The following is a 17,755-nucleotide window of genomic DNA, read 5'->3' as shown; positions in this document are numbered from 1 at the left end:
GCGCGATCCGGCACGGGAGCAATTGCCACAAACCGTCTGGAACATCGAAGAAGGAGCGCCTGACATGGCCGCCACTCAGGAAGAGATCGTCGCCGGTCTCGCCGAGATCGTGAACGAGATCGCCGGGATCCCCACCGAGGACGTCCAGCTGGACAAGTCCTTCACCGACGACCTGGACGTCGACTCGCTGTCCATGGTCGAGGTCGTCGTCGCCGCCGAGGAGCGCTTCGACGTGAAGATCCCGGACGAGGACGTCAAGAACCTCAAGACCGTCGGCGACGCGACCGACTACATCCTCAAGCACCAGGCCTGAGCGACCCCTTAGGCCCGAGGCTGCAAGGCCCCGCCACCCGGCGGTGGCGCCGTAGAATCCCGCATCCGTTGGAGAAAGAATTCCCGTGAGCCCGACCAATCGCACCGTGGTCGTCACCGGTATCGGCGCAACCACACCGCTGGGTGGCGACGCAGCTTCGTTCTGGGAGGCCCTCGTCGCCGGCACGTCCGGTGTCAAGCCCCTGGAGCAGGAGTGGGCGGCCGAGCAGGCCGTCCGTATCGCGGCTCCCATCGCCGTGGAGCCGACCGAGGTCATCCCCCGGCCGCAGGCGCGCCGCCTGGACCGCTCGGCGCAATTCGCGCTGATCGCCGCTCAGGAGGCCTGGAAGGACGCGGGCTTCACCGCCAAGGCCGGTGACGACGGCAGCGTCGACCCGGACCGGCTCGGTGCCGTCATCGCCTCCGGCATCGGCGGCGTGACCACGCTGCTCGACCAGTACGACGTGCTCAAGGAGAAGGGCGTCCGCCGCGTCTCCCCGCACACCGTCCCCATGCTGATGCCGAACAGCCCCTCGGCCAACGTGGGCCTGCTCGTGGGCGCCCGCGCGGGCGTGCACACGCCGGTCTCCGCGTGCGCGTCGGGCGCCGAGGCCATCGGCTACGCCATCGAGATGATCCGCACCGGCCGCGCCGACGTCGTCGTCGCCGGCGGTACGGAGGCGGCCATCCACCCGCTGCCGATCGCCGCGTTCGGCAACATGATGGCGATGTCCAAGAACAACGAGAACCCGCAGGGTGCCTCGCGCCCCTACGACGTCGACCGCGACGGCTTCGTCCTCGGCGAGGGCGCCGGCGTGATCGTCCTGGAGTCCGCCGAGCACGCGGCCGGGCGCGGCGCGCGGGTGTACGCGGAGGCGGTCGGGCAGGGCATCTCCGCCGACAGCCACGACATCGTGCAGCCGGAGCCGGAGGGCCGCGGCATCTCGCACGCGCTGCAGAACCTGCTGGACAACACGGACCTGGACCCGGCGGAGATCGTGCACGTCAACGCGCACGCCACGTCGACGCCGGCCGGTGACATCGCCGAGCTGAAGGCGCTGCGCAAGGTGTTCGGCGACGATGCCGACCACATGGCGGTGTCCGCGACCAAGTCGATGACCGGGCATCTGCTCGGTGGCGCCGGTGGTGTGGAGTCGGTCGCGACCGTGCTCGCGCTGTACCACCGGGTGGCGCCGCCGACGATCAACATCGAGAACATCGACCCCGAGGCCGAGGCCAACGCGGACGTCGTCCGCGGGGAGGCCCGCAAGCTGCCGGTCGAGGGCCGTGTCGCCGCGCTGAACGACTCGTTCGGCTTCGGCGGGCACAACGTGGTCCTGGCGTTCAGGACCGTCTGAGAACGTGAGTGAGGGCCCCTGCCGACCGGCGGGGGCCCTCACTCATGTCCTGATGCTGTGCCCGGATGCGTGGCCCGGATGTGTGGCCCGGATGCTCACACCACCTGGTGCAGCCACCGCACCGGCGCGCCCTCGCCGGCGTACCTGAACGGCTCCAGTTCGTCGTCCCACGGCTTGCCCAGGAGCTTGGCGATCTCCCCTTCCAGGTCGGTCTCTCCCCGCTGTGAGCGCGCCAGCGCCGCGCGCAGACGGTCCTCGGGGATGAGGATGTCGCCGTGGATGCCGGTGACGGCGTGGAAGATGCCGAGGTCGGGGGTGCAGCTGTAGCGCTCGCCCTCGGCGGTCGGGCAGGGCTCGGCGGTGACCTCGAATCGGAGCAGGTGCCAGCCGCGCAGGGCCGAGGCCAGCTTGGAGGCCGTGCCCGCCTCGCCCTGCCAGGAGAACTCCGAGCGCCAGGTTCCGGGGGCCGCGGGCTGCCGGATCCAGTCGAGGTTGACGCGCGTGCCGAGCACCCCGGCGACGGCCCACTCGACGTGCGGGCACAGCGCGCGCGGCGCGGAGTGCACGTACAGAACTCCACGTGTCGTCACCGGGACCTCCGGGCAGAGCGGGACATCTTGCGGACTGGCTGGCGGCAGTGGCACGACGGCCGCGCTGATGGCGAGGCTACCCTGCGGCGGTGCAAGGAGTGTGACGTACCGTCGGTCCCGGCGTCAGGAAACCCCCGCCATTCACCCAGGGGGACGCTTGTACGGGGGTGCTCCGTTCCAGGGCACCGGCTCGGGAACCCTCACACGTTGTTATGGGAGGAAGCACAGACGACCACCCGGGGGCACCGGGTGCGAGGACGAGGGGATCAGCAGGGATGCGGAAGCCGGGCAGCCGTACGCGAGCCGCTCACGCCCTCGTGGCGGCCGCGGTGCTGGGCGTCGCCGGGTGCGGCGCCGGGGGTGGGGGTTCGCCCTCGGCGCAGGGCACCAAGGCGCGCGCCGCCAGACCCGCGCCGGTGTGGAACCGCAGCCCCGACTCGATCGCCGCGGTCGGCGACTCCATCACCCGCGGCTTCGACGCGTGCACGGTGCTGTCGGACTGCCCCGAGGTGTCCTGGGCGACCGGCAGCGACACGCAGGTGGACAGCCTGGCGGTGCGGCTGCTCGGGGCCTCGGGCGCGGCGGAGCGCAGCTGGAACTACGCGGTGACCGGCGCCCGCATGGCCGACCTGCCCGAGCAGATGGCACAGGCGGCGGCGCACGACCCGCAGTTGGTGACGGTCATGGTGGGCGCGAACGACGCCTGCCGGTCCTCGGCGCGGGCGATGACCTCGGTGGCCGTCTTCCGCGCGGACTTCGAGGAGGCGCTGCGCACCCTGCGCGCGGCGTCCCCGAGGACCCAGGTCTACGTGTCGAGCGTGCCGAACCTGAAGCGGCTGTGGTCCGAGGGCCGGGGCAATCCGCTGGGCAAGGAGGTGTGGAAGCTCGGCATCTGCCCGTCGATGCTGTCCGACGCGGACGATCTGACCAACGCGGCCATGCTCCGCCGGGACCGGGTGCAGCAGCGGGTGGTGGAGTACAACAAGGTGCTGAAGGAGGTCTGCGCCAGGGACAGCCGCTGCCGCTTCGACAACAACGCCGTGTACGACTACCGGTTCGGCACCGACCAGCTCAGCCACTGGGACTGGTTCCACCCCAGCAGGGACGGTCAGGCGCGGCTCGCGTCGATCGCGTACCGGACGATCACCGCGGCCAATCCGGTTGCCTAGGACACGCATCACCTACTGTTTTCCACATGAGCGAACTTTTCGGCACACTTTCCGACGGCACCGAGGTCCACCGCTGGACGCTGGAGCGCGCCGGAACACGGGTGGAGGTCCTGACGTACGGCGGGATCGTGCGGTCGGTCCAGGTGCCGGACCGGGAGGGCCGGACGGCGAACGTGGTGCTGGGCTTCACGGACCTCGACGGTTACCTCACCCACCCGGAGCCGCACTTCGGCGCCCTGATCGGCCGGTACGCCAACCGCATCGCGCACGCCCGCTTCCCGCTGGACGGCGTGGTGTACTCCCTGGAGCCGAACGACGCCCCGAACTCCCTGCACGGCGGCACGCGCGGCTTCGACAAGCGGGTGTGGGCCGCGGAGCCCGTCGAGGACGGGGTGCGGCTGAGCCGGGTGAGCCCGCACGGCGAGGAGGGCTTCCCGGGCCGCCTGGAGGTGTCGGCGACCTACACCCTGGACGCGGCCGGCGCGCTGCGGATCGCCTACGAGGCGGTCACGGACGCGCCGACCGTGATCAACCTCACCAACCACAGCTACTTCAACCTGGCCGGCTCGGGCGATGCCGGCGGGCACGAACTGCGGCTGGCCGCCTCCCGTTTCACCCCGGTCGACGCTGACCTGATCCCGACGGGCGCCCTTCAGGACGTCACCGGCTCCCGGTTCGACTTCCGCACCTCCCGCAAGGTCGGCTCCGGCTACGACCACAACTTCGTCCTGGACAAGGGCGCGACCGGCGCCCCCGAGGAGGTCGCCGAGCTGCACGACCCGGGCTCCGGGCGCACCCTGACCGTGGCGACGACCGAGCCGGGCCTCCAGCTGTACACCGCCGACCATCTGACGGAACCGTTCGCCCCGGGCGACGCCATCGCCCTGGAGACCCAGCACTTCCCGGACTCCCCGAACCGGCAGGAGTTTCCGAGCACGGTGCTCAGGCCGGGCGAGGTGTTCCGCTCGCAGACGGTGTACGGGTTCGGGGTCCGCTAGGGCGTCTCGCCCCGCATCCGCTTCGCCGACTTCCCGAGCAGGGACATCGCACCGCCGCAGATCAGCAGCGTCAGCCCCCCGCCCACGACCGGCCCGGCCGAGCCCCCCTTGATCCCTTCCCCGGTCACCGTCGTGGCCAGCACGAAGATGATCGAGTACAGGCTCCGGCCGACCTTGGCGCCGGCCGGGATCACCTGGAGCAACTGCGGGATGGTGGTCGCGGCTGCCACCGCCATCCCGAACGGCAGGGCCGCGCCCAGCGAAAGCGCTCCGAAGCCCAGTGAGTTGCCGTACGCACCCCAGCCGGCGCCCTTGTAGAGCAGGTAGCCGGTCGCGGCGAGGGACAGCAGGACCAGCAGGCCGTTGAGGTAGGCGGCCTGTGTGGCGGCCTTGCGGGCGCCGGGCAGATGCGCGGCCGGGGAACGCCAGGCGTCCGCCGTGATGAGCCGCAGCTGCCGCTTGAGGGCCTGCATCTGCATCAGCGAGAAGACACCGAAGGCCAGCAGGCCCAGTCCGGCGAGCGCCGCGACGAACCCGAGGGGCTTTTCGGTGATGCCGTAGTGGACTCCGCCGAAGGTCAGGGGAATGCCGAGCACCATGCCGTAGGCCATGGGCTTGGACTTCGCCTGGATCCTCAGCACCAGATCACGCTGGGCCGGGGTGAGGTTCGGGTCCAGCCGCATCCTGCCCTCGCCGACGTGCTGGGCGGGCGGCTGCGGGGACTGCTGGGGCGGGTACGGCTGCTGGGGCGGGTACGGCTGCTGGGGCGGGTAGGGCTGTTGAGGCGGATACGGCTGCTGCGGCGCGTAGGGCTGTTGCGGATACGGCTGCTGGTACTGCGGCGGCTGCCCGTACGGCCCCGTCGGCTGCTGCCGGCCGTACGGCCCCGCCTGCTGGCCTGGATACACGATGTCTCTCCCCCGTGCCCGGTGTCTTCCGGTGTTCGCGGGCCGGGAGTCTATACGTACCCGGAGGCGACGAGCCCCGGCCCAGGGGTCAGGTCCCGGGCCGGGGCTGCTCGTGGGGGACTTGTCCCGGATCAGACGTTAATCGGCGCGGTGAGCCTGCGGTCCGCGATCGAGCGTCCGGCGGCGATCTCGTACGAACCCTTCACATACGCCCACGCGTTCGCCGTCTCGTCCCAGCTCTCGAAGGCGCGGCGCGGCAGCGTGACCGTCACCTCGACGCTCTCGCCGGGACCGGCCTCGGCGGAGGCGAAGCCCGCGAGCCGGCGGGCCGGACGCCGGGGGTCCGGGCCGGCCGGGGAGACGTAGACCTGGACGACCTCGCGGCCGGGCCGCTCGCCGGTGTTGCGGAGGCGGATGCGCGCGGTGGTGCCGTCGACGTCCAGGGACTCGTAGGTCCAGTCGGTGTAGCCGAGGCCGTGGCCGAAGGGGTAGGACGGGGTGCGGCCGGCCTTCTCCCAGGCGCGGTAGCCGATGAACACGTCCTCCGTGTAGGCCAGTTCACCGCCGGTGGGCACGACCTGGGTGACCGGGGCGTCGGTGAGGGAGCCCCAGGTGGTGGGGAGCCGGCCGCCGGGCTCGTGGGCACCGGTGAGGACGTCGGCCAGGGCGGCGCCGCCCTCCTGGCCGGGGAACCAGCTGAGCAGGACGGCGGCGACCTCCTCGCGCCAGGGCAGTTCCACCGGGGAGCCGGAGTTGACGACCACGACCGTGCGAGGGTTGGCGGCGGCGACCGCGCGGACCAGGTCGTCCTGGCGGCCGGGGAGCCTCAGGTCGGTACGGTCGAAGCCCTCGGACTCGACGCGGTCGGTGGTGGCGACCATGACGACGGCCGTGTCGGCGTTCCGCGCCACGCGGGCGGCCTCGGCGATCAGCTCGTCGGCGTCGCGCTGCGGCTCGGCGTGGGCGAGCGCGAAGGTGACGACCTTCATCGGGATGTCGTCGGGGAGCTGGACGACGTACGTGAGGGAGACCTCGACCGGTTCGCCGGCGGTGAGTTCGGCCTGGGCGCGGGGTACGGGGGCGCCGAAGAAGGCCTCGAAGGGGTCGTCCTTGCCGGGGCGCTGGACGTCGTCGAAGTACGTGGTGCCGTCGACGGTGAGGGTGAAGGCGCCCATGCCCTTGACGCCGAAGGTGTGCGGGCCGGTCGCGCGCGGGGTGAAGGTGCCGGTCAGCTCGACGGTGTGCAGGGTGTCGTGGGTGACGCCTTCGGGGAGGTCCGAACCCATCCACTGGATCAGGCCGTTCGGGGCCGACCGGGTGCCGATGACCTTGCCGTCGGTGTCGCGGCAGCGGGCCTTGAGGCTGAACCCCTGGTCGGCCACGGCGAGTTCGGTGGCCGGGTCGGCGCCGACGGCGTGGGCGAGGGTGCCCTCGGGGAGGGCCGCGGTGAGGCCGTCCAGCGGGGAGACGATCCGGGCCGGGAAGACGGTGGCGGAGCCGCCGCCGAGGACGCGGGCGTCGCGGGCGGCGGCACCGATCAGGGCCACCGTGCCGTGCGGCTTCAGGGGCAGGGCGGCGTCCTCGTTGCGGAGGAGGACGAAGGAGCGGCGGGCGATCTCGCGGGCCAGCGCCTCGCCGTCGACGGGGGCGGGCGGCTCGGGTACGACGGGTTCGGCACCGTCGAGGATGCCGACGCGGGCGGCGAGGCGCAGGACACGCCGTACGGCCGCGTCGACGGTGGCCTCGGCGACCTCGCCGTCCCGGACGGCCTGCGCGAGGGCGTCGCCGTAGACGGTGCGCGGCCCGGGCATGGCGACGTCCAGCCCGCCGTTGACGGCGCCGACCGTGTCCCGGGCGGCCATCCAGTCGGAGACGTTGAAGCCGTCGAAGCCCCATTCGCCGCGCAGGACTTCGTTGACCAGGTGGTGGTGCTCCGTCATCGTCGTGCCGTTGACCGTGTTGTAGGCGGTCATGACGCCCCAGGGACGGGCGTTCTCGACGATGGCCTCGAACGGGGCGAGGTACAGCTCGCGCAGGGCGCGCTCGGAGACCAGGTTGTTCACGGTGAAGCGGTCGGTCTCGGCGTCGTTGGCGACGAAGTGCTTGACGGTGGTGCCGACTCCGCCGGACTGGACGCCGGTGACATAGCCGGTGCCGATGACACCGGTCAGGTACGGGTCCTCGCTGTAGCACTCGAAGTGGCGGCCGCCGAGCGGGGAGCGGTGCAGGTTCACGGTCGGCGCGAGGAGCACGTGCACGCCCTTGCGGCGGGCCTCCTGGGCGAGCAGGACGCCTGCACGGCGGGCGAGTTCGGGGTCCCAGGTGGCGGCGAGCGCGGTCGGCGAGGGCAGGGCGACGGAGGGGTCGTCGGCGGTCCAGCGCACGCCCCGGACGCCGATCGGGCCGTCGGACATGACCAGGGACGCGAGCCCGATCTGCGGCAGGGCGGGCAGGGTCCACATGTCCTGGCCGGCCAGCAGCCGTGCCTTGGCGTCCAGGTCGAGCTTGCCGAGAGCGGCCTCGACGACCGCCTCGCGGGCCGTGTCGGCCGGGGTGGGCTGGGGTCCCGCCATGGCGGTGCCTCCTCGTTGACGTCCGTGTCCGTGCAGGTGCCTCCCATCGTGCATCCGTTACCTGTAGAGCGGTAGGTTTCGTTATCTTGCCGTTATTCTCGGGGGGTGCGGATGCCGTACGGTGTCGTCATGAACGCGAGGGTCAGGAGCGAGGAGCGGCGCGCGGAGATCGTCGGGGCGGCCCTGGAGGTGATCGCCGAGCGCGGTTACCGGGGGGCGAGCCTCGCCGCCGTGGCCGAGCGCGTCGGCCTCACCCAGCAGGGGCTGCTGCACTACTTCCCCACGAAGGACGCCCTGCTGGTGGCCGTGCTCCAGGAGCGGGACCGGTGGGACGCGCTGCCGGACACGCGGTGGCGGGTGGACCTGCTGGCCTCGCTGGTGGAGTACAACGCGATGCGGCCGGCGATCATCCAGACGTTCTCCGCGCTGCTCGGCGAGAGCGTGACGGAGGGACATCCGGCGCGTTCGTACTTCACCGAGCGGTACGCGCGGGTGCGGGAGTCCATGGCGACGGTGCTGCGCGCCGAGTACGGCGACCGCCTGCCGAACGGACTCACCCCCGAGCGCACCGCTCCGCTGCTCGTGGCGGTGATGGACGGGTTGCAGTACCAGTGGCTGCTGGATCCGGAGGCGGTGGACATGCCGGGCGCGTTCCGGGACTTCCTGGGGCTGCTGGGCGAGTCGGCGGACTGAGAGCGGTTCGTCTCACGAGGGTCGTACGGCCGCCACGACCTCCAAGCAGCGCGTCGATCGCCTCGAAGACGCCCCGGGTCCGCAGCCGCGTGCGGCCTCAACCGGCCTGACGGGTCGGCGCCGTACCGTCGGCGTCGGTCGTGGAGTCGTCCTCCTCGCTCTCCTCCCCCAGCAGCTCCCGCGCGAGCAGTGTCGCGCCCGCGACCGCGCCCGGCATCAGGAACACCGCGACGAACGGGACCAGGAAGGCCACGCCCAGGGGCGTACCGAAGCCCCAGACCAACGTCTTGCGGGAGCGGAGCAGGGCGAGCCGGGCGCGCAGTTCGACGCCTCGGCGCTGGAGGGCGACGGCGGTGAGCTCCTCGGTGAGGAAGAAACCGGTGACGAAGAAGCCGAGCACGGGGACGGCGGTCTGCCCGACGAACGGCACGAAGCCGAGGGCGAAGAGCAACACGCCCCACAGCGCGGCCCGCACCAGGATCCGCACGCTGTCCCGGGCCGAGATCCACAGCTCGCGCCACAGCGGCAGCTCCGACCGCGGGGCGGTGCCGTCGGGAGAGACGTCGGCGTCGACCTTCTCCGACAGGTTCTCGTAGAAGGGCTGGCCGATCAGCAGCGCGACGGCGGTGAACGTCAGGACGGCCAGCAGCAGCCCGAGCGCGAAGAGGACGGCCGTGAGGAAGCCGCGGAACAGGCCCTGCCAAGGGCTGGACCAGTGGTCCGCGAACGGCGTCGCCCAGGTGACCGCGTCCTCGCCCCACACCGCGAGCGCGACCAGCGCCGCCACGTAGAGCACCAGGGCGATCAGCCCGGGCAGCAGCCCGAAGCCGTAACTCCTGCCGTGCCGGGCCACCCAGCGCTGGCCCTTCAGCAGATGACCGAACCCCACCCCGAGATCACGCATGGCGGGAACTCTACCGACTTTCAGCCGGCCAGCATCCGGCGCAGCAGGTCGCGCAGGGAGCGCCGCTCCTCCTCCGACAGCCCGGCCAGGGGCTCGCGTGCGAAGTGCAGCCCCTCGCGCAGGTCCCGGGCCACCCGCACGCCCTCCTCGGTGGCGGCGGCCACCTTGACCCGGCGGTCGTCCGGGTCGGGGCGGCGCTCGACCAGCCCCCGGGACTCCAGGCGGTCCACTATGCCCGTGACGTTCGACGGCTCGCACTTCAGCTTCTGCGCCAGCTTGCGCATGGGCAGCGGCTCCACGGAGAGCAGGCTGAGGAGCCGGGCCTGGGGGCCGGTCAGGGTGTGCTCGCCCGCTGCTTCCTCGTAGTCCGCGTAGAAGCGGGCCACGACGTCCCCGATGAGTTCGACGACCTCCATCGTGAGGGCGTCGGGGCGGTGGGTCTTCGGTGGTGTGGCCATGCCCAGCAGGATACCGTGTTACTTGACATCCTGAAATATTGAAGCGCATGGTTGTTTCAGGTTCTGAAGTAATCAGGCTCCGAAGCAAGGAAAGGCGCTGTCATGATCAACCGCGAGTGGCACCTGCTCAGCCGTCCCGTGGGCTGGCCGAAGCCGGAGGACTTCGCGCTCGTCGAGACCCCGGTGCCGACGCCCGGCGAGGGCCAGGTGCTGGTGCGGAACAAGTACCTCTCCGTGGACCCGTACATGCGCGGCCGGATGAGTGCCGCGAAGTCGTACGCCGCCCCCTTCGAGCTGGGCAAGGTCATGCAGGGCGGCGCGGTCGGCGAGGTGATCGAGTCCAACGCCGAGGGCATCGCCGTCGGCGACCACGTCCTGCACTTCTTCGGCTGGCGCGAGTACGCGGCCATGGACGCCAAGAACGCCGTCAAGGTCGACCCCGGGGCGGCGCCCCTCTCGACGTACCTCGGCGTCCTCGGCATGACCGGCCTGACCGCCTACGCCGGCCTGCTGCGCACCGCCTCCTTCAAGGAGGGCGACATCGTCTTCGTGTCCGGCGCGGCAGGCGCCGTCGGCAGCCAGGTCGGCCAGCTCGCCAAGCTCATGGGCGCCTCGCGGGTCATCGGCTCGGCCGGTTCCGACGAGAAGGTCAAGCTGCTGGTCGAGGAGTACGGCTTCGACGCCGCGTTCAACTACAAGAACGGCCCCGTGAGCGAGCAGCTGCGCGAGGCCGCGCCGGACGGCATCGACGTGTATTTCGACAACGTCGGCGGCGACCACCTGGAGGCCGCGATCGGTTCGCTGAACCAGGGCGGCCGGATCGCCGTCTGCGGCATGATCTCGGTCTACAACAACACCGAGCCCGCGCCGGGACCGAGGAACCTCGCCCGGCTCATCCAGACCCGGGGCCGCATCGAGGGCTTCCTGGTCGGCGACCACTACGACCTGCAGCCCGAGTTCGTCCAGAAGGTCGGGCCGTGGGTCGCCTCGGGCGAGCTGAAGTACCGCGAGACGGTCGTCGAGGGCATCGAGAACAACCTGGAGGCGTTCCTCGGGGTCCTGCGCGGCGACAACGTCGGCAAGATGATCGTCAAGCTCTGAGGCCCGGGCAGGCCTTCCCCGTCGTTTCCGGCATGCGGTAACTTCTTTCCGAATTCCGTCGTCGATCGTGGGCGCGAGTCGCGGCGGACCGAGGAGGAGGACCACCGCATGCCCATCACGCAGTCCGACGTCCTGTACACCGCCGTCGCCACCGCCGAGAACGGCCGCGACGGCCGGGTCGCCACGGACGACGGCCGACTCGACGTCGTCGTCAACCCGCCCAAGGAGATGGGCGGCAACGGCGCCGGCACCAACCCGGAGCAGCTGTTCGCCGCGGGATACTCCGCCTGCTTCCAGGGCGCGCTGGGCGTTGTCGCCCGGGCCGAGGGGGCCGATGTCTCCGGGGCGACCGTCACCGCGAAGGTCGGAATCGGCAAGAACGACGACGGGTTCGGGATCATCGTGGAGATCTCGGCGAACATTCCCCACGTTTCCGCCGAGGCGGCCCGGGAGCTGGTCGAGAAGGCCCACCAGGTGTGCCCGTACTCGAAGGCGACGCGGGGGAACATCACCGTGACGCTGGCCTGAGCTACGTCGTTGCTCACAGCGGCAGCCGCACCCCTGGACGTGGGGTGCGGCTGCCGCGTTGATCGACGTCTGGGTTTCCCGTACCGGGGCGTTGTTAGGGTCGGGTGGTGTTCTCCCTCCGTGAGCCCGTCTTCTTCAGCCGCCTGCGCGAGGCGCGCCGGATCCTCGTCGCCGGTGCGGGCGGGGGCTTCGACGTCTACGCCGGCTTGCCCCTGGCCCTCGCGCTGCGGTCGGCCGGTGCCGAGGTCCACCTGGCCAGCCTGTCTTTTTCCGAGCTGTACGGCCTGGACCTGGACTCCTGGGTCGCGGAAGACGTCGCCGCCGTCCGCCCGGACACCCCACTGCGTGGCGACTACTTCCCCGAGCGCTCCCTCGCCCGCTGGCTCCACTCGCGGCAACTGCCCGACACCGTGTACGCCTTCCCCCTCACGGGTGTCCAGCCGCTGCGCGCCGCCTACCGGGCCCTGCTGGATCACTTGGGCGGCGTGGACGCTGTCGTACTGGTGGACGGCGGGACCGACATCCTCATGCGCGGGGACGAGCACGGGCTCGGCACTCCGGAGGAGGACATGGCCAGCCTGGCAGCCGTCGCCGGCCTGGACGAGGTCCCGCACCGGCTCGTGGCCTGCGTGGGCTTCGGCGTGGACGCCTACCACGGCGTCAACCACTCACTGGCGCTGGAGAACCTGGCCGCTCTGGACCGCGCCGACGGGTATCTGGGCGCGTTCTCGCTGCCTCGCGAGAGCGTTGAGGGTGCCGCCTATCTCGACGCGGTGGCCGATGCCCAGCGCAGCCATGCGAGTCATCCGAGCATCGTCCACGGGTCCGTCGCCGCCGCCGTGCGAGGGGAGTTCGGCGACGTACGGTTCACCGAGCGCACCCGTGGCAGCGAGCTGTTCGTCAACCCGCTGATGGCACTGTACTTCTGTGTCGACCTGCCCGCCCTGGCGCGCGCGAACCTCTACCTCGACCGGCTGGAGGACACGGTTCTGATGCGCCAGATCAGCTCCGCCATCTCCGGTTTCCGCGAGAAGCTGCCCCGGCAGCGGCAACCCCGGGCCTTCCCGCACTGAGCCCGGCATGGGTCAGTGGCATTACTTGACCTCTTCGCCGACCTGGACCAGTTCTGGACGCTCTACGGCGGTACGCCGGGATGCACCGTGACTACGTTCAGTCGCGCGCCAGCGCCGCCCGGTGCGCGGCGGCCGTCAGTCTGCTGTTCTCCGGTGCCGCTCCGCCCGGAAACGCCATCCGGCGACGCGTATAGCCGTACGCCAGACCACTGCGCGGATCGGCGAAGGCCTGGCTGCCGCCCGCACCGCTGTGGCCGAAGGCGCCGGCGCCCAGGACCGGGTGCCACATGTCGGCGGTGGCCTGGAAGCCGAGGCCGTACGACTTGTGGGCGCGGGCCACCAGGTCGTAGCCCACGGAGTGGATCTGGCCGACCTCGGCGACCGTGTCCGGCTTCAGCAGCGGTGGCCGGTCGTCCAGCTCGCTGATCGCCGCCGCGTACATCTTGGCGAGTCCCCGCGCGGAGGCGACGCCGCCCGCCGACGCCGGTCCCTTGGCCCGTACCAGACGGGAGTTGGCGTAGTCCGCCGGTGTGCCCGGCTCCGGGACGTGCGTGTTGAAGGCGATCGAGGTCAAGGTGTGCGGGCCGGTCGGCTGGGCGTCCAGCAGGGCCTGCTGCTCGGGGGTCGGGAGCATCGGCTGCACCGGGCGGAAGCGGGGTTCCCGGGATTCGGGCAGGCCCAGGAAGAAGTCGATGCCGTACGGCGCGCGCACCCGCTCCTCGTACACCTCCTGAAGGGTGCGGCCCGTGGCCCGGCGGACCACCTCGCCGGTGAGCGCGCCGATCACGAGCGCGTGGTAGCCGAACGCCGTGCCCGGTCGCCAGAACGGCTTCTGGTCGGCGAGCCGTTCGGCCATCGCCCGGTCGTCGGCCATCTCCTCGGCGGAGAACCCGGCGTCGATCCCGACCAGCCCCGCGCGGTGCGCCAGCAGGTCCCTCAGGGTCACCGCGCCCTTGCCCTCGGCGCCGAACTCCGGCCAGTAGTAGGTCACTTTGCGGTCCAGCTCCAGCGTGCCGTCCTGCACCAGGAGCGCGACCACCAGGTGTGCGGCGCCCTTGGTGGACGAGAACACGCCGTACAGCGAGTCCGCCTCCGCGCCCGCCCACAGGTCGACGACCTGCCGCCCGTGCACGTAGGCGCACAACTGGCCCTCGTAGTCGTCGCGTTCCCCGGCGACGAAGGCGGCGAACTCCTCGCGCACCGCCTCGAAGCCCTCGGCGACCGTGCCGTGGACGGTGATCTGCTGCGTCATCCGCTCTCCTCAACTGAGCCGCTGCTCGCTGCTCCCCCTCTACAACGCCCGTTCCCGCTCCGGGCGTTCCCGAGACCGGTACGGCGCGATGTACCCGTTCGACTCAACCGACGCGAACCCCCATGGGTGTCACAGCTGCCCCGGATGGCGGATGGCGCGGGGGTGGCGCGCGGACGCCCAGGTCCGGCCGACCATGGCCCGGTTCGACGCCGCCCCGCACGGCGGACGCAGCGCGCGGATGCGCAGGGCTCAGGCAGACCGCCGCGGAAAGGGCCGCGGAAGTCGGCGGGCGGGCGCAAAGGGCGGAGATGGTGCCGCCGCTCCCCGCGACGCACCGGCCGGAGTCGGCCGCGCCGACCGCCCATGGCCGGGGCGACGCCGTCCCGCAGGGCGGACGCGGAGGGCTCAGGCGTCCCGGTACGGAAGAGGCCGCGGGAGATGTGCGGTCGGGGTCAGCTGCACCACCACAGGAAGCGGGTGCAGGTCTTGGTCGGGGAGGGTGTCGGGGAGGGGGGTGAGCTCGTCGGGGCGCTGGTGGGGGTGGAGGTGGGCCGGGAGGTGGCGGTGGGCGCCGGGGCCGCGTGGGTGGCGCCGGAGCCCGTCGCGGCGGTCTGCGTCGCCTTGTCGGTGTTCTTGGCGTCGGGCGACTTGGAGTGCTTGTCCTTCGGGGACTTGGAGGCGGACGCGGAGGCGTCCGGGGAGGCCGAGCCGGGAGCCGCGCCGGAGGTGTCGGAGGCCGTGGCGCCGGGGGACGCGGAGGAGGTGCCGCCGTCGGCCGCGGTGTTCGCGGCGGAGTCCGGCTGTCCGCTGGAGAAGGGCGAGAACGGCGCGTCCGTGCCGAGTTCGGCGAGGCCGAGGCTGCCCGCGGCCAGCACGAACCCCGCGGTGATCAGCACGGTACGGCGGCGTCGGCGCCGGTGCGCGGCGGCCTTGCGGTCGCGGCGGCTGGCGTCGGCCTCGGCGGGGCCCACGGCGGTGCCGCCGCGCGTCCGGCGCCGCGCGGCCCTGCCACCGGGTTCCGACTCGGGGTCGGGCTCAGGCTCGGGGTCGCTGCCGGCTGCGGCTTCCGCCTCGGTGGCGGGCTCGGACTCGGTCCCGGGGACCCAGTTCTCGTGCTGCTCCCGTTCCTCCGCCCACGCCGCCTGTTCCGGGCCGGCCGGCTCGTACTGATGGGGGACGCGGTACTCCGGGGACCCGTACTGCTGGGAGTACTGCTGAGAGTCGTACTGAGGGGACCCGTACGGCTGGGGAACGCCGTACCCCTGCGTCTCACCCGTGCCCGCGCGCGCGTACGCGGCCGGCGCTTCTGCGACGGCGCGTGCCGGAGTTCCGCACCCGGGGCAGGCCAGGGCGCCGTTGAGGTGCCGTTGGCACGGGTGGCAGTAGTCCATGACGCCGGAAGACTAGATTCCCCATCGGTCACGTTCCTAGGTGCCGCTGTGAAGGTTTCGTAGAAAGCGAAAGAATTCTCGAAAGGCTTGCCGAAACCGTTACCTGTTCGACCCATTGACACCCCTACCGCCTCGTCCTTACTGTCACGCCAGCATTTCGAACGTGTGACGAAATCTCGAACAGCTGAGGGGCAACTGCCGTGCGCATCACCGGAATCAGCACACACGTGGTCGGCACGCCGTGGCGCAACCTGACCTACGTCCAGGTGCACACCGACGAGGGGATCACGGGAGTCGGCGAGACCCGGATGCTCGGTCACACCGACGCGCTGATCGGCTATCTGCGGGAGGCCCAGGCCAATCACATTCTCGGCTCGGATCCGTTCGCGGTCGAGGACCTCGTCCGCCGGATGAAGTACGGCGACTACGGCCGTGCGGGTGAGATCGTCATGTCCGGCATCGCGGTCGTCGAGATGGCCTGCTGGGACATCAAGGGCAAGGCGCTGGGCGTGCCGGTGTGGCAGCTGCTCGGCGGCAAGGTGACGGACCGGGTCAAGGCGTACGCCAACGGGTGGTACACGACCGAGCGAACGCCGGAGGCCTACCACAAGGCCGCGCAGCAGGTCATGGAGCGCGGTTACCGGGCGCTGAAGATCGACCCGTTCGGCACCGGGCACTTCGAGCTGGACCACCAGGAGAGCCTGTACGCCGTCTCCCTCATCGAGGCCGTACGGGACGCGATCGGCCCGGACGCCGAGCTGATGCTGGAGATGCACGGCCGCTTCTCCCCCGCCACCGCCGTCCGGCTGGCCAAGGAGCTGGCGCCCTATCGGCCGGCCTGGCTGGAGGAGCCGGTGCCGCCGGAGAACCTGAAGGCGCTGGAGAAGGTCGCGGCCAAGGTGGACATCCCGGTCGCCACCGGTGAGCGGATCCACGACCGGATCGAGTTCCGCGAGCTGTTCGACAGCCAGGCCGTGGACATCATCCAGCCCGACGTCGGTCACATCGGCGGCATCTGGGAGACCCGCAAGCTCGCCGCGACCGCCGAGACGCACTACATGCTGGTCGCGCCGCACAACGTCGGCGGGCCGGTGCTCACCGCCGCCTCCCTCCAGGTCGGCTTCACCTCCCCGAACTTCAAGATCCTTGAGCACTTCAACGACTTCGCGGACGCGGAGATCAAGAAGGTGGTCAAGGGGGCGCCGCAGGTGGTGGACGGCTACTTCCACCTGTCCGACGCGCCCGGTCTCGGCGTCGAGCTGGACGTGGACGCGGCCGCCGAGTTCCCGCAGCAGCAGGCCCGGTTCGACCTGTGGGCCGAGGGCTGGGAGCAGCGCAGGCCGAAGGGGACCAAGTGAGCACCGCCGTCGTCGTCGAGGCCCCGGGCCGGCACCGGCTCGTGCCGCACACGCCGCGCGAACCCGGTCCCGGCGAGGCGCTGGTGACCGTGCACGCGGTCGGCATCTGCGGCAGCGACCGCGAGGTGTACCAGGGCAACCGGCCCGAGGGGTACGTCCGTTACCCGCTCACCCCCGGCCACGAGTGGTCGGGGACGGTGTCGGAGGTGGGCGCCGGGGTGCCGGCGGGGCTCGTAGGCCGCAAGGTGGTCGGCGAGGGATTCCGCAACTGCCAGGTGTGCGACCGCTGCCACGCGGGCGAGACCACCCTGTGCACCGACGGCTACGAGGAGACCGGGTTCACCCAGCCGGGCGCCATGGCCGCCACGCTGACCCTCCCGGCCCGGCTGCTGCACGTCCTGCCGGACGACGCCGACCTCACCGCCGCCGCCCTGCTGGAGCCGGCCGCCTGCGTCGCGGCCGCCGCGCTGAAGGCCCGCGCCCTGCCTGGCGAGCGGGTCGCGGTGGTCGGCACGGGCACGCTCGGGATGTTCGCCGTGCAGTTCCTGAAGGCCGTCTCGCCGGCGGAGCTGCTCGTCGTGGGGACCAGGAACGACCGGGAGGCGCTCTCCCGGCAGTTCGGGGCGAGCGACTTCCGGCTGAAGGACCAGGAGCTTCCGGACGACTTCGACGTCGTCGTCGAGACCGCCGGGTCCGCCTCCGCCGCGCGGACCGCCGCTTCGCTGCTCCGGCGCGGCGGACGGCTGGTCCTGACCGGGATCCCGGCGCCGGGCGCGGACGGGCTCGACCCGACCGATCTCGTCGTACGGCAGCTGGAGGTGCACACCGTCTTCGGGGCGCCGCCGGACGCCTGGGCGCACACCGTGCGGGTGTTCGGCGCCGGACTGCTCCACCCGCTGCCGCTGGTCACGCACGAGCTGCCGCTGATCGAGTTCCCGCAGGCCATCGAGCTGGTCGGGGCGGGTGATCCGAAGGTGGGCAAGGTGCTGCTCCGTCCCTGAAGACGTACGCCGGTCAGGGCGTGACCTGACGGCGCCCTGACCGGCGTACCACCACGCCCGCTTTTTTCGCAGCACCCCCGGGGCCGTA

The 17,755-nt window shown here is 71.6% G+C and carries 17 protein-coding genes; 10 read left to right on the top strand and 7 right to left on the bottom strand.

Translation table 11 applies throughout. The features are described from left to right. Positions 1-64: 64 nt before the first annotated feature. Together ACWDEN_RS24305 and ACWDEN_RS24300 are read left to right on the top strand one after the other, a co-directional pair. Positions 65-313 carry an acyl carrier protein gene (locus ACWDEN_RS24305; protein WP_018545314.1) on the top strand — a complete coding sequence of 83 codons (249 nt, stop codon included), beginning with the start codon at positions 65-67 and terminating at the stop codon, positions 311-313. 85 nt (positions 314-398) lie between these two features. Then, entirely contained in the window at positions 399-1,670 is a 1,272-nt protein-coding gene (locus tag ACWDEN_RS24300) for a beta-ketoacyl-[acyl-carrier-protein] synthase family protein (protein WP_351609578.1), read from the top strand. Positions 1,671-1,765: 95 nt separating this feature from the next. Here ACWDEN_RS24300 and ACWDEN_RS24295 read toward each other — a convergent pair whose 3' ends face one another. Further along, positions 1,766-2,260, bottom strand: coding sequence for a DUF3145 domain-containing protein (locus ACWDEN_RS24295; RefSeq protein ID WP_302001021.1), 495 nt, complete (start codon positions 2,258-2,260; stop codon positions 1,766-1,768). 275 nt (positions 2,261-2,535) lie between these two features. Here ACWDEN_RS24295 and ACWDEN_RS24290 point away from each other — a divergent pair, with 275 nt between their 5' ends. Then, complete coding sequence (locus tag ACWDEN_RS24290) at positions 2,536-3,429, top strand: SGNH/GDSL hydrolase family protein (protein WP_351609575.1); 894 nt, start codon at positions 2,536-2,538, stop codon at positions 3,427-3,429. Between the two features lie 26 nt (positions 3,430-3,455). After that, the gene (locus ACWDEN_RS24285; protein ID WP_351609572.1) at positions 3,456-4,427 is read left to right on the top strand and encodes an aldose epimerase family protein; all 972 of its coding nucleotides are present in this window, start codon (positions 3,456-3,458) and stop codon (positions 4,425-4,427) included. Here the strand turns inward: ACWDEN_RS24285 and ACWDEN_RS24280 are convergent. Beyond that, positions 4,424-5,335, bottom strand: coding sequence for a hypothetical protein (locus ACWDEN_RS24280; RefSeq protein ID WP_450860122.1), 912 nt, complete (start codon positions 5,333-5,335; stop codon positions 4,424-4,426). The genes ACWDEN_RS24285 and ACWDEN_RS24280 overlap by 4 nt on opposite strands. A 131-nt stretch (positions 5,336-5,466) precedes the next feature. Continuing rightward, positions 5,467-7,908 carry a glycoside hydrolase family 3 protein gene (locus ACWDEN_RS24275; RefSeq protein WP_450860121.1) on the bottom strand — a complete coding sequence of 814 codons (2,442 nt, stop codon included), beginning with the start codon at positions 7,906-7,908 and terminating at the stop codon, positions 5,467-5,469. Positions 7,909-8,019: 111 nt separating this feature from the next. Here ACWDEN_RS24275 and ACWDEN_RS24270 point away from each other — a divergent pair, with 111 nt between their 5' ends. Then, on the top strand, positions 8,020-8,601 hold the full coding sequence (locus ACWDEN_RS24270) for a TetR/AcrR family transcriptional regulator (RefSeq protein ID WP_450860135.1): 582 nt from the start codon (positions 8,020-8,022) through the stop codon (positions 8,599-8,601). A 97-nt stretch (positions 8,602-8,698) separates the two neighbouring features. On the opposite strand, the gene ACWDEN_RS24265 is transcribed toward ACWDEN_RS24270, so the two are convergent. Further along, a complete protein-coding gene (locus ACWDEN_RS24265) occupies positions 8,699-9,505 on the bottom strand; it encodes an EI24 domain-containing protein (protein ID WP_450860120.1) in 807 nt (268 codons plus the stop codon). A gap of 20 nt (positions 9,506-9,525) precedes the next feature. After that, positions 9,526-9,963, bottom strand: a complete 438-nt coding sequence (locus ACWDEN_RS24260; RefSeq protein WP_351609559.1) for a MarR family winged helix-turn-helix transcriptional regulator — start codon at positions 9,961-9,963, stop codon at positions 9,526-9,528. A 102-nt stretch (positions 9,964-10,065) separates the two neighbouring features. Between ACWDEN_RS24260 and ACWDEN_RS24255 the strand changes: the two genes are divergently transcribed. The 3 genes from ACWDEN_RS24255 to ACWDEN_RS24245 all read left to right on the top strand — a co-directional run bounded on the left by ACWDEN_RS24255 (position 10,066) and on the right by ACWDEN_RS24245 (position 12,665). Then, the gene (locus tag ACWDEN_RS24255; RefSeq protein ID WP_450860119.1) at positions 10,066-11,064 is read left to right on the top strand and encodes an NADP-dependent oxidoreductase; all 999 of its coding nucleotides are present in this window, start codon (positions 10,066-10,068) and stop codon (positions 11,062-11,064) included. Positions 11,065-11,172: 108 nt separating this feature from the next. After that, complete coding sequence (locus tag ACWDEN_RS24250; protein WP_351609553.1) at positions 11,173-11,592, top strand: organic hydroperoxide resistance protein; 420 nt, start codon at positions 11,173-11,175, stop codon at positions 11,590-11,592. Positions 11,593-11,699: 107 nt separating this feature from the next. Continuing rightward, positions 11,700-12,665 (top strand): DUF1152 domain-containing protein, encoded by a 966-nt coding sequence (locus tag ACWDEN_RS24245; protein WP_351609550.1) that lies wholly within the window; start codon positions 11,700-11,702, stop codon positions 12,663-12,665. Between the two features lie 97 nt (positions 12,666-12,762). Here ACWDEN_RS24245 and ACWDEN_RS24240 read toward each other — a convergent pair whose 3' ends face one another. Then, on the bottom strand, positions 12,763-13,917 hold the full coding sequence (locus ACWDEN_RS24240) for a serine hydrolase domain-containing protein (protein WP_450860118.1): 1,155 nt from the start codon (positions 13,915-13,917) through the stop codon (positions 12,763-12,765). Positions 13,918-14,369: 452 nt separating this feature from the next. Continuing rightward, on the bottom strand, positions 14,370-15,308 hold the full coding sequence (locus ACWDEN_RS24235; RefSeq protein ID WP_450860117.1) for an SCO2400 family protein: 939 nt from the start codon (positions 15,306-15,308) through the stop codon (positions 14,370-14,372). Positions 15,309-15,508: 200 nt separating this feature from the next. Between ACWDEN_RS24235 and ACWDEN_RS24230 the strand changes: the two genes are divergently transcribed. Continuing rightward, positions 15,509-16,666, top strand: a complete 1,158-nt coding sequence (locus ACWDEN_RS24230) for a mandelate racemase/muconate lactonizing enzyme family protein (protein ID WP_351609546.1) — start codon at positions 15,509-15,511, stop codon at positions 16,664-16,666. Continuing rightward, a complete protein-coding gene (locus ACWDEN_RS24225) occupies positions 16,663-17,667 on the top strand; it encodes a zinc-dependent alcohol dehydrogenase (protein ID WP_351609543.1) in 1,005 nt (334 codons plus the stop codon). Before ACWDEN_RS24230 ends, ACWDEN_RS24225 begins: the two co-directional genes overlap by 4 nt. Positions 17,668-17,755: the final 88 nt, after the last annotated feature.

Source organism: Streptomyces sp. NPDC001153, assembly GCF_053598315.1.
This window is presented reverse-complemented; position numbering and strand designations above follow the sequence as displayed.

Coding starts and splice junctions, on each gene's coding strand:
- ACWDEN_RS24255 (WP_450860119.1), top strand. CDS start 10,066: ATGATCAACCGCGAGTGGCACCTGCTCAGCCGTCCCGTGGGCTGGCCG.
- ACWDEN_RS24235 (WP_450860117.1), bottom strand. CDS start 15,308: ATGGACTACTGCCACCCGTGCCAACGGCACCTCAACGGCGCCCTGGCC.
- ACWDEN_RS24270 (WP_450860135.1), top strand. CDS start 8,020: ATGCCGTACGGTGTCGTCATGAACGCGAGGGTCAGGAGCGAGGAGCGG.
- ACWDEN_RS24275 (WP_450860121.1), bottom strand. CDS start 7,908: ATGGCGGGACCCCAGCCCACCCCGGCCGACACGGCCCGCGAGGCGGTC.
- ACWDEN_RS24265 (WP_450860120.1), bottom strand. CDS start 9,505: ATGCGTGATCTCGGGGTGGGGTTCGGTCATCTGCTGAAGGGCCAGCGC.
- ACWDEN_RS24305 (WP_018545314.1), top strand. CDS start 65: ATGGCCGCCACTCAGGAAGAGATCGTCGCCGGTCTCGCCGAGATCGTG.
- ACWDEN_RS24260 (WP_351609559.1), bottom strand. CDS start 9,963: ATGGCCACACCACCGAAGACCCACCGCCCCGACGCCCTCACGATGGAG.
- ACWDEN_RS24285 (WP_351609572.1), top strand. CDS start 3,456: ATGAGCGAACTTTTCGGCACACTTTCCGACGGCACCGAGGTCCACCGC.
- ACWDEN_RS24250 (WP_351609553.1), top strand. CDS start 11,173: ATGCCCATCACGCAGTCCGACGTCCTGTACACCGCCGTCGCCACCGCC.
- ACWDEN_RS24240 (WP_450860118.1), bottom strand. CDS start 13,917: ATGACGCAGCAGATCACCGTCCACGGCACGGTCGCCGAGGGCTTCGAG.
- ACWDEN_RS24290 (WP_351609575.1), top strand. CDS start 2,536: ATGCGGAAGCCGGGCAGCCGTACGCGAGCCGCTCACGCCCTCGTGGCG.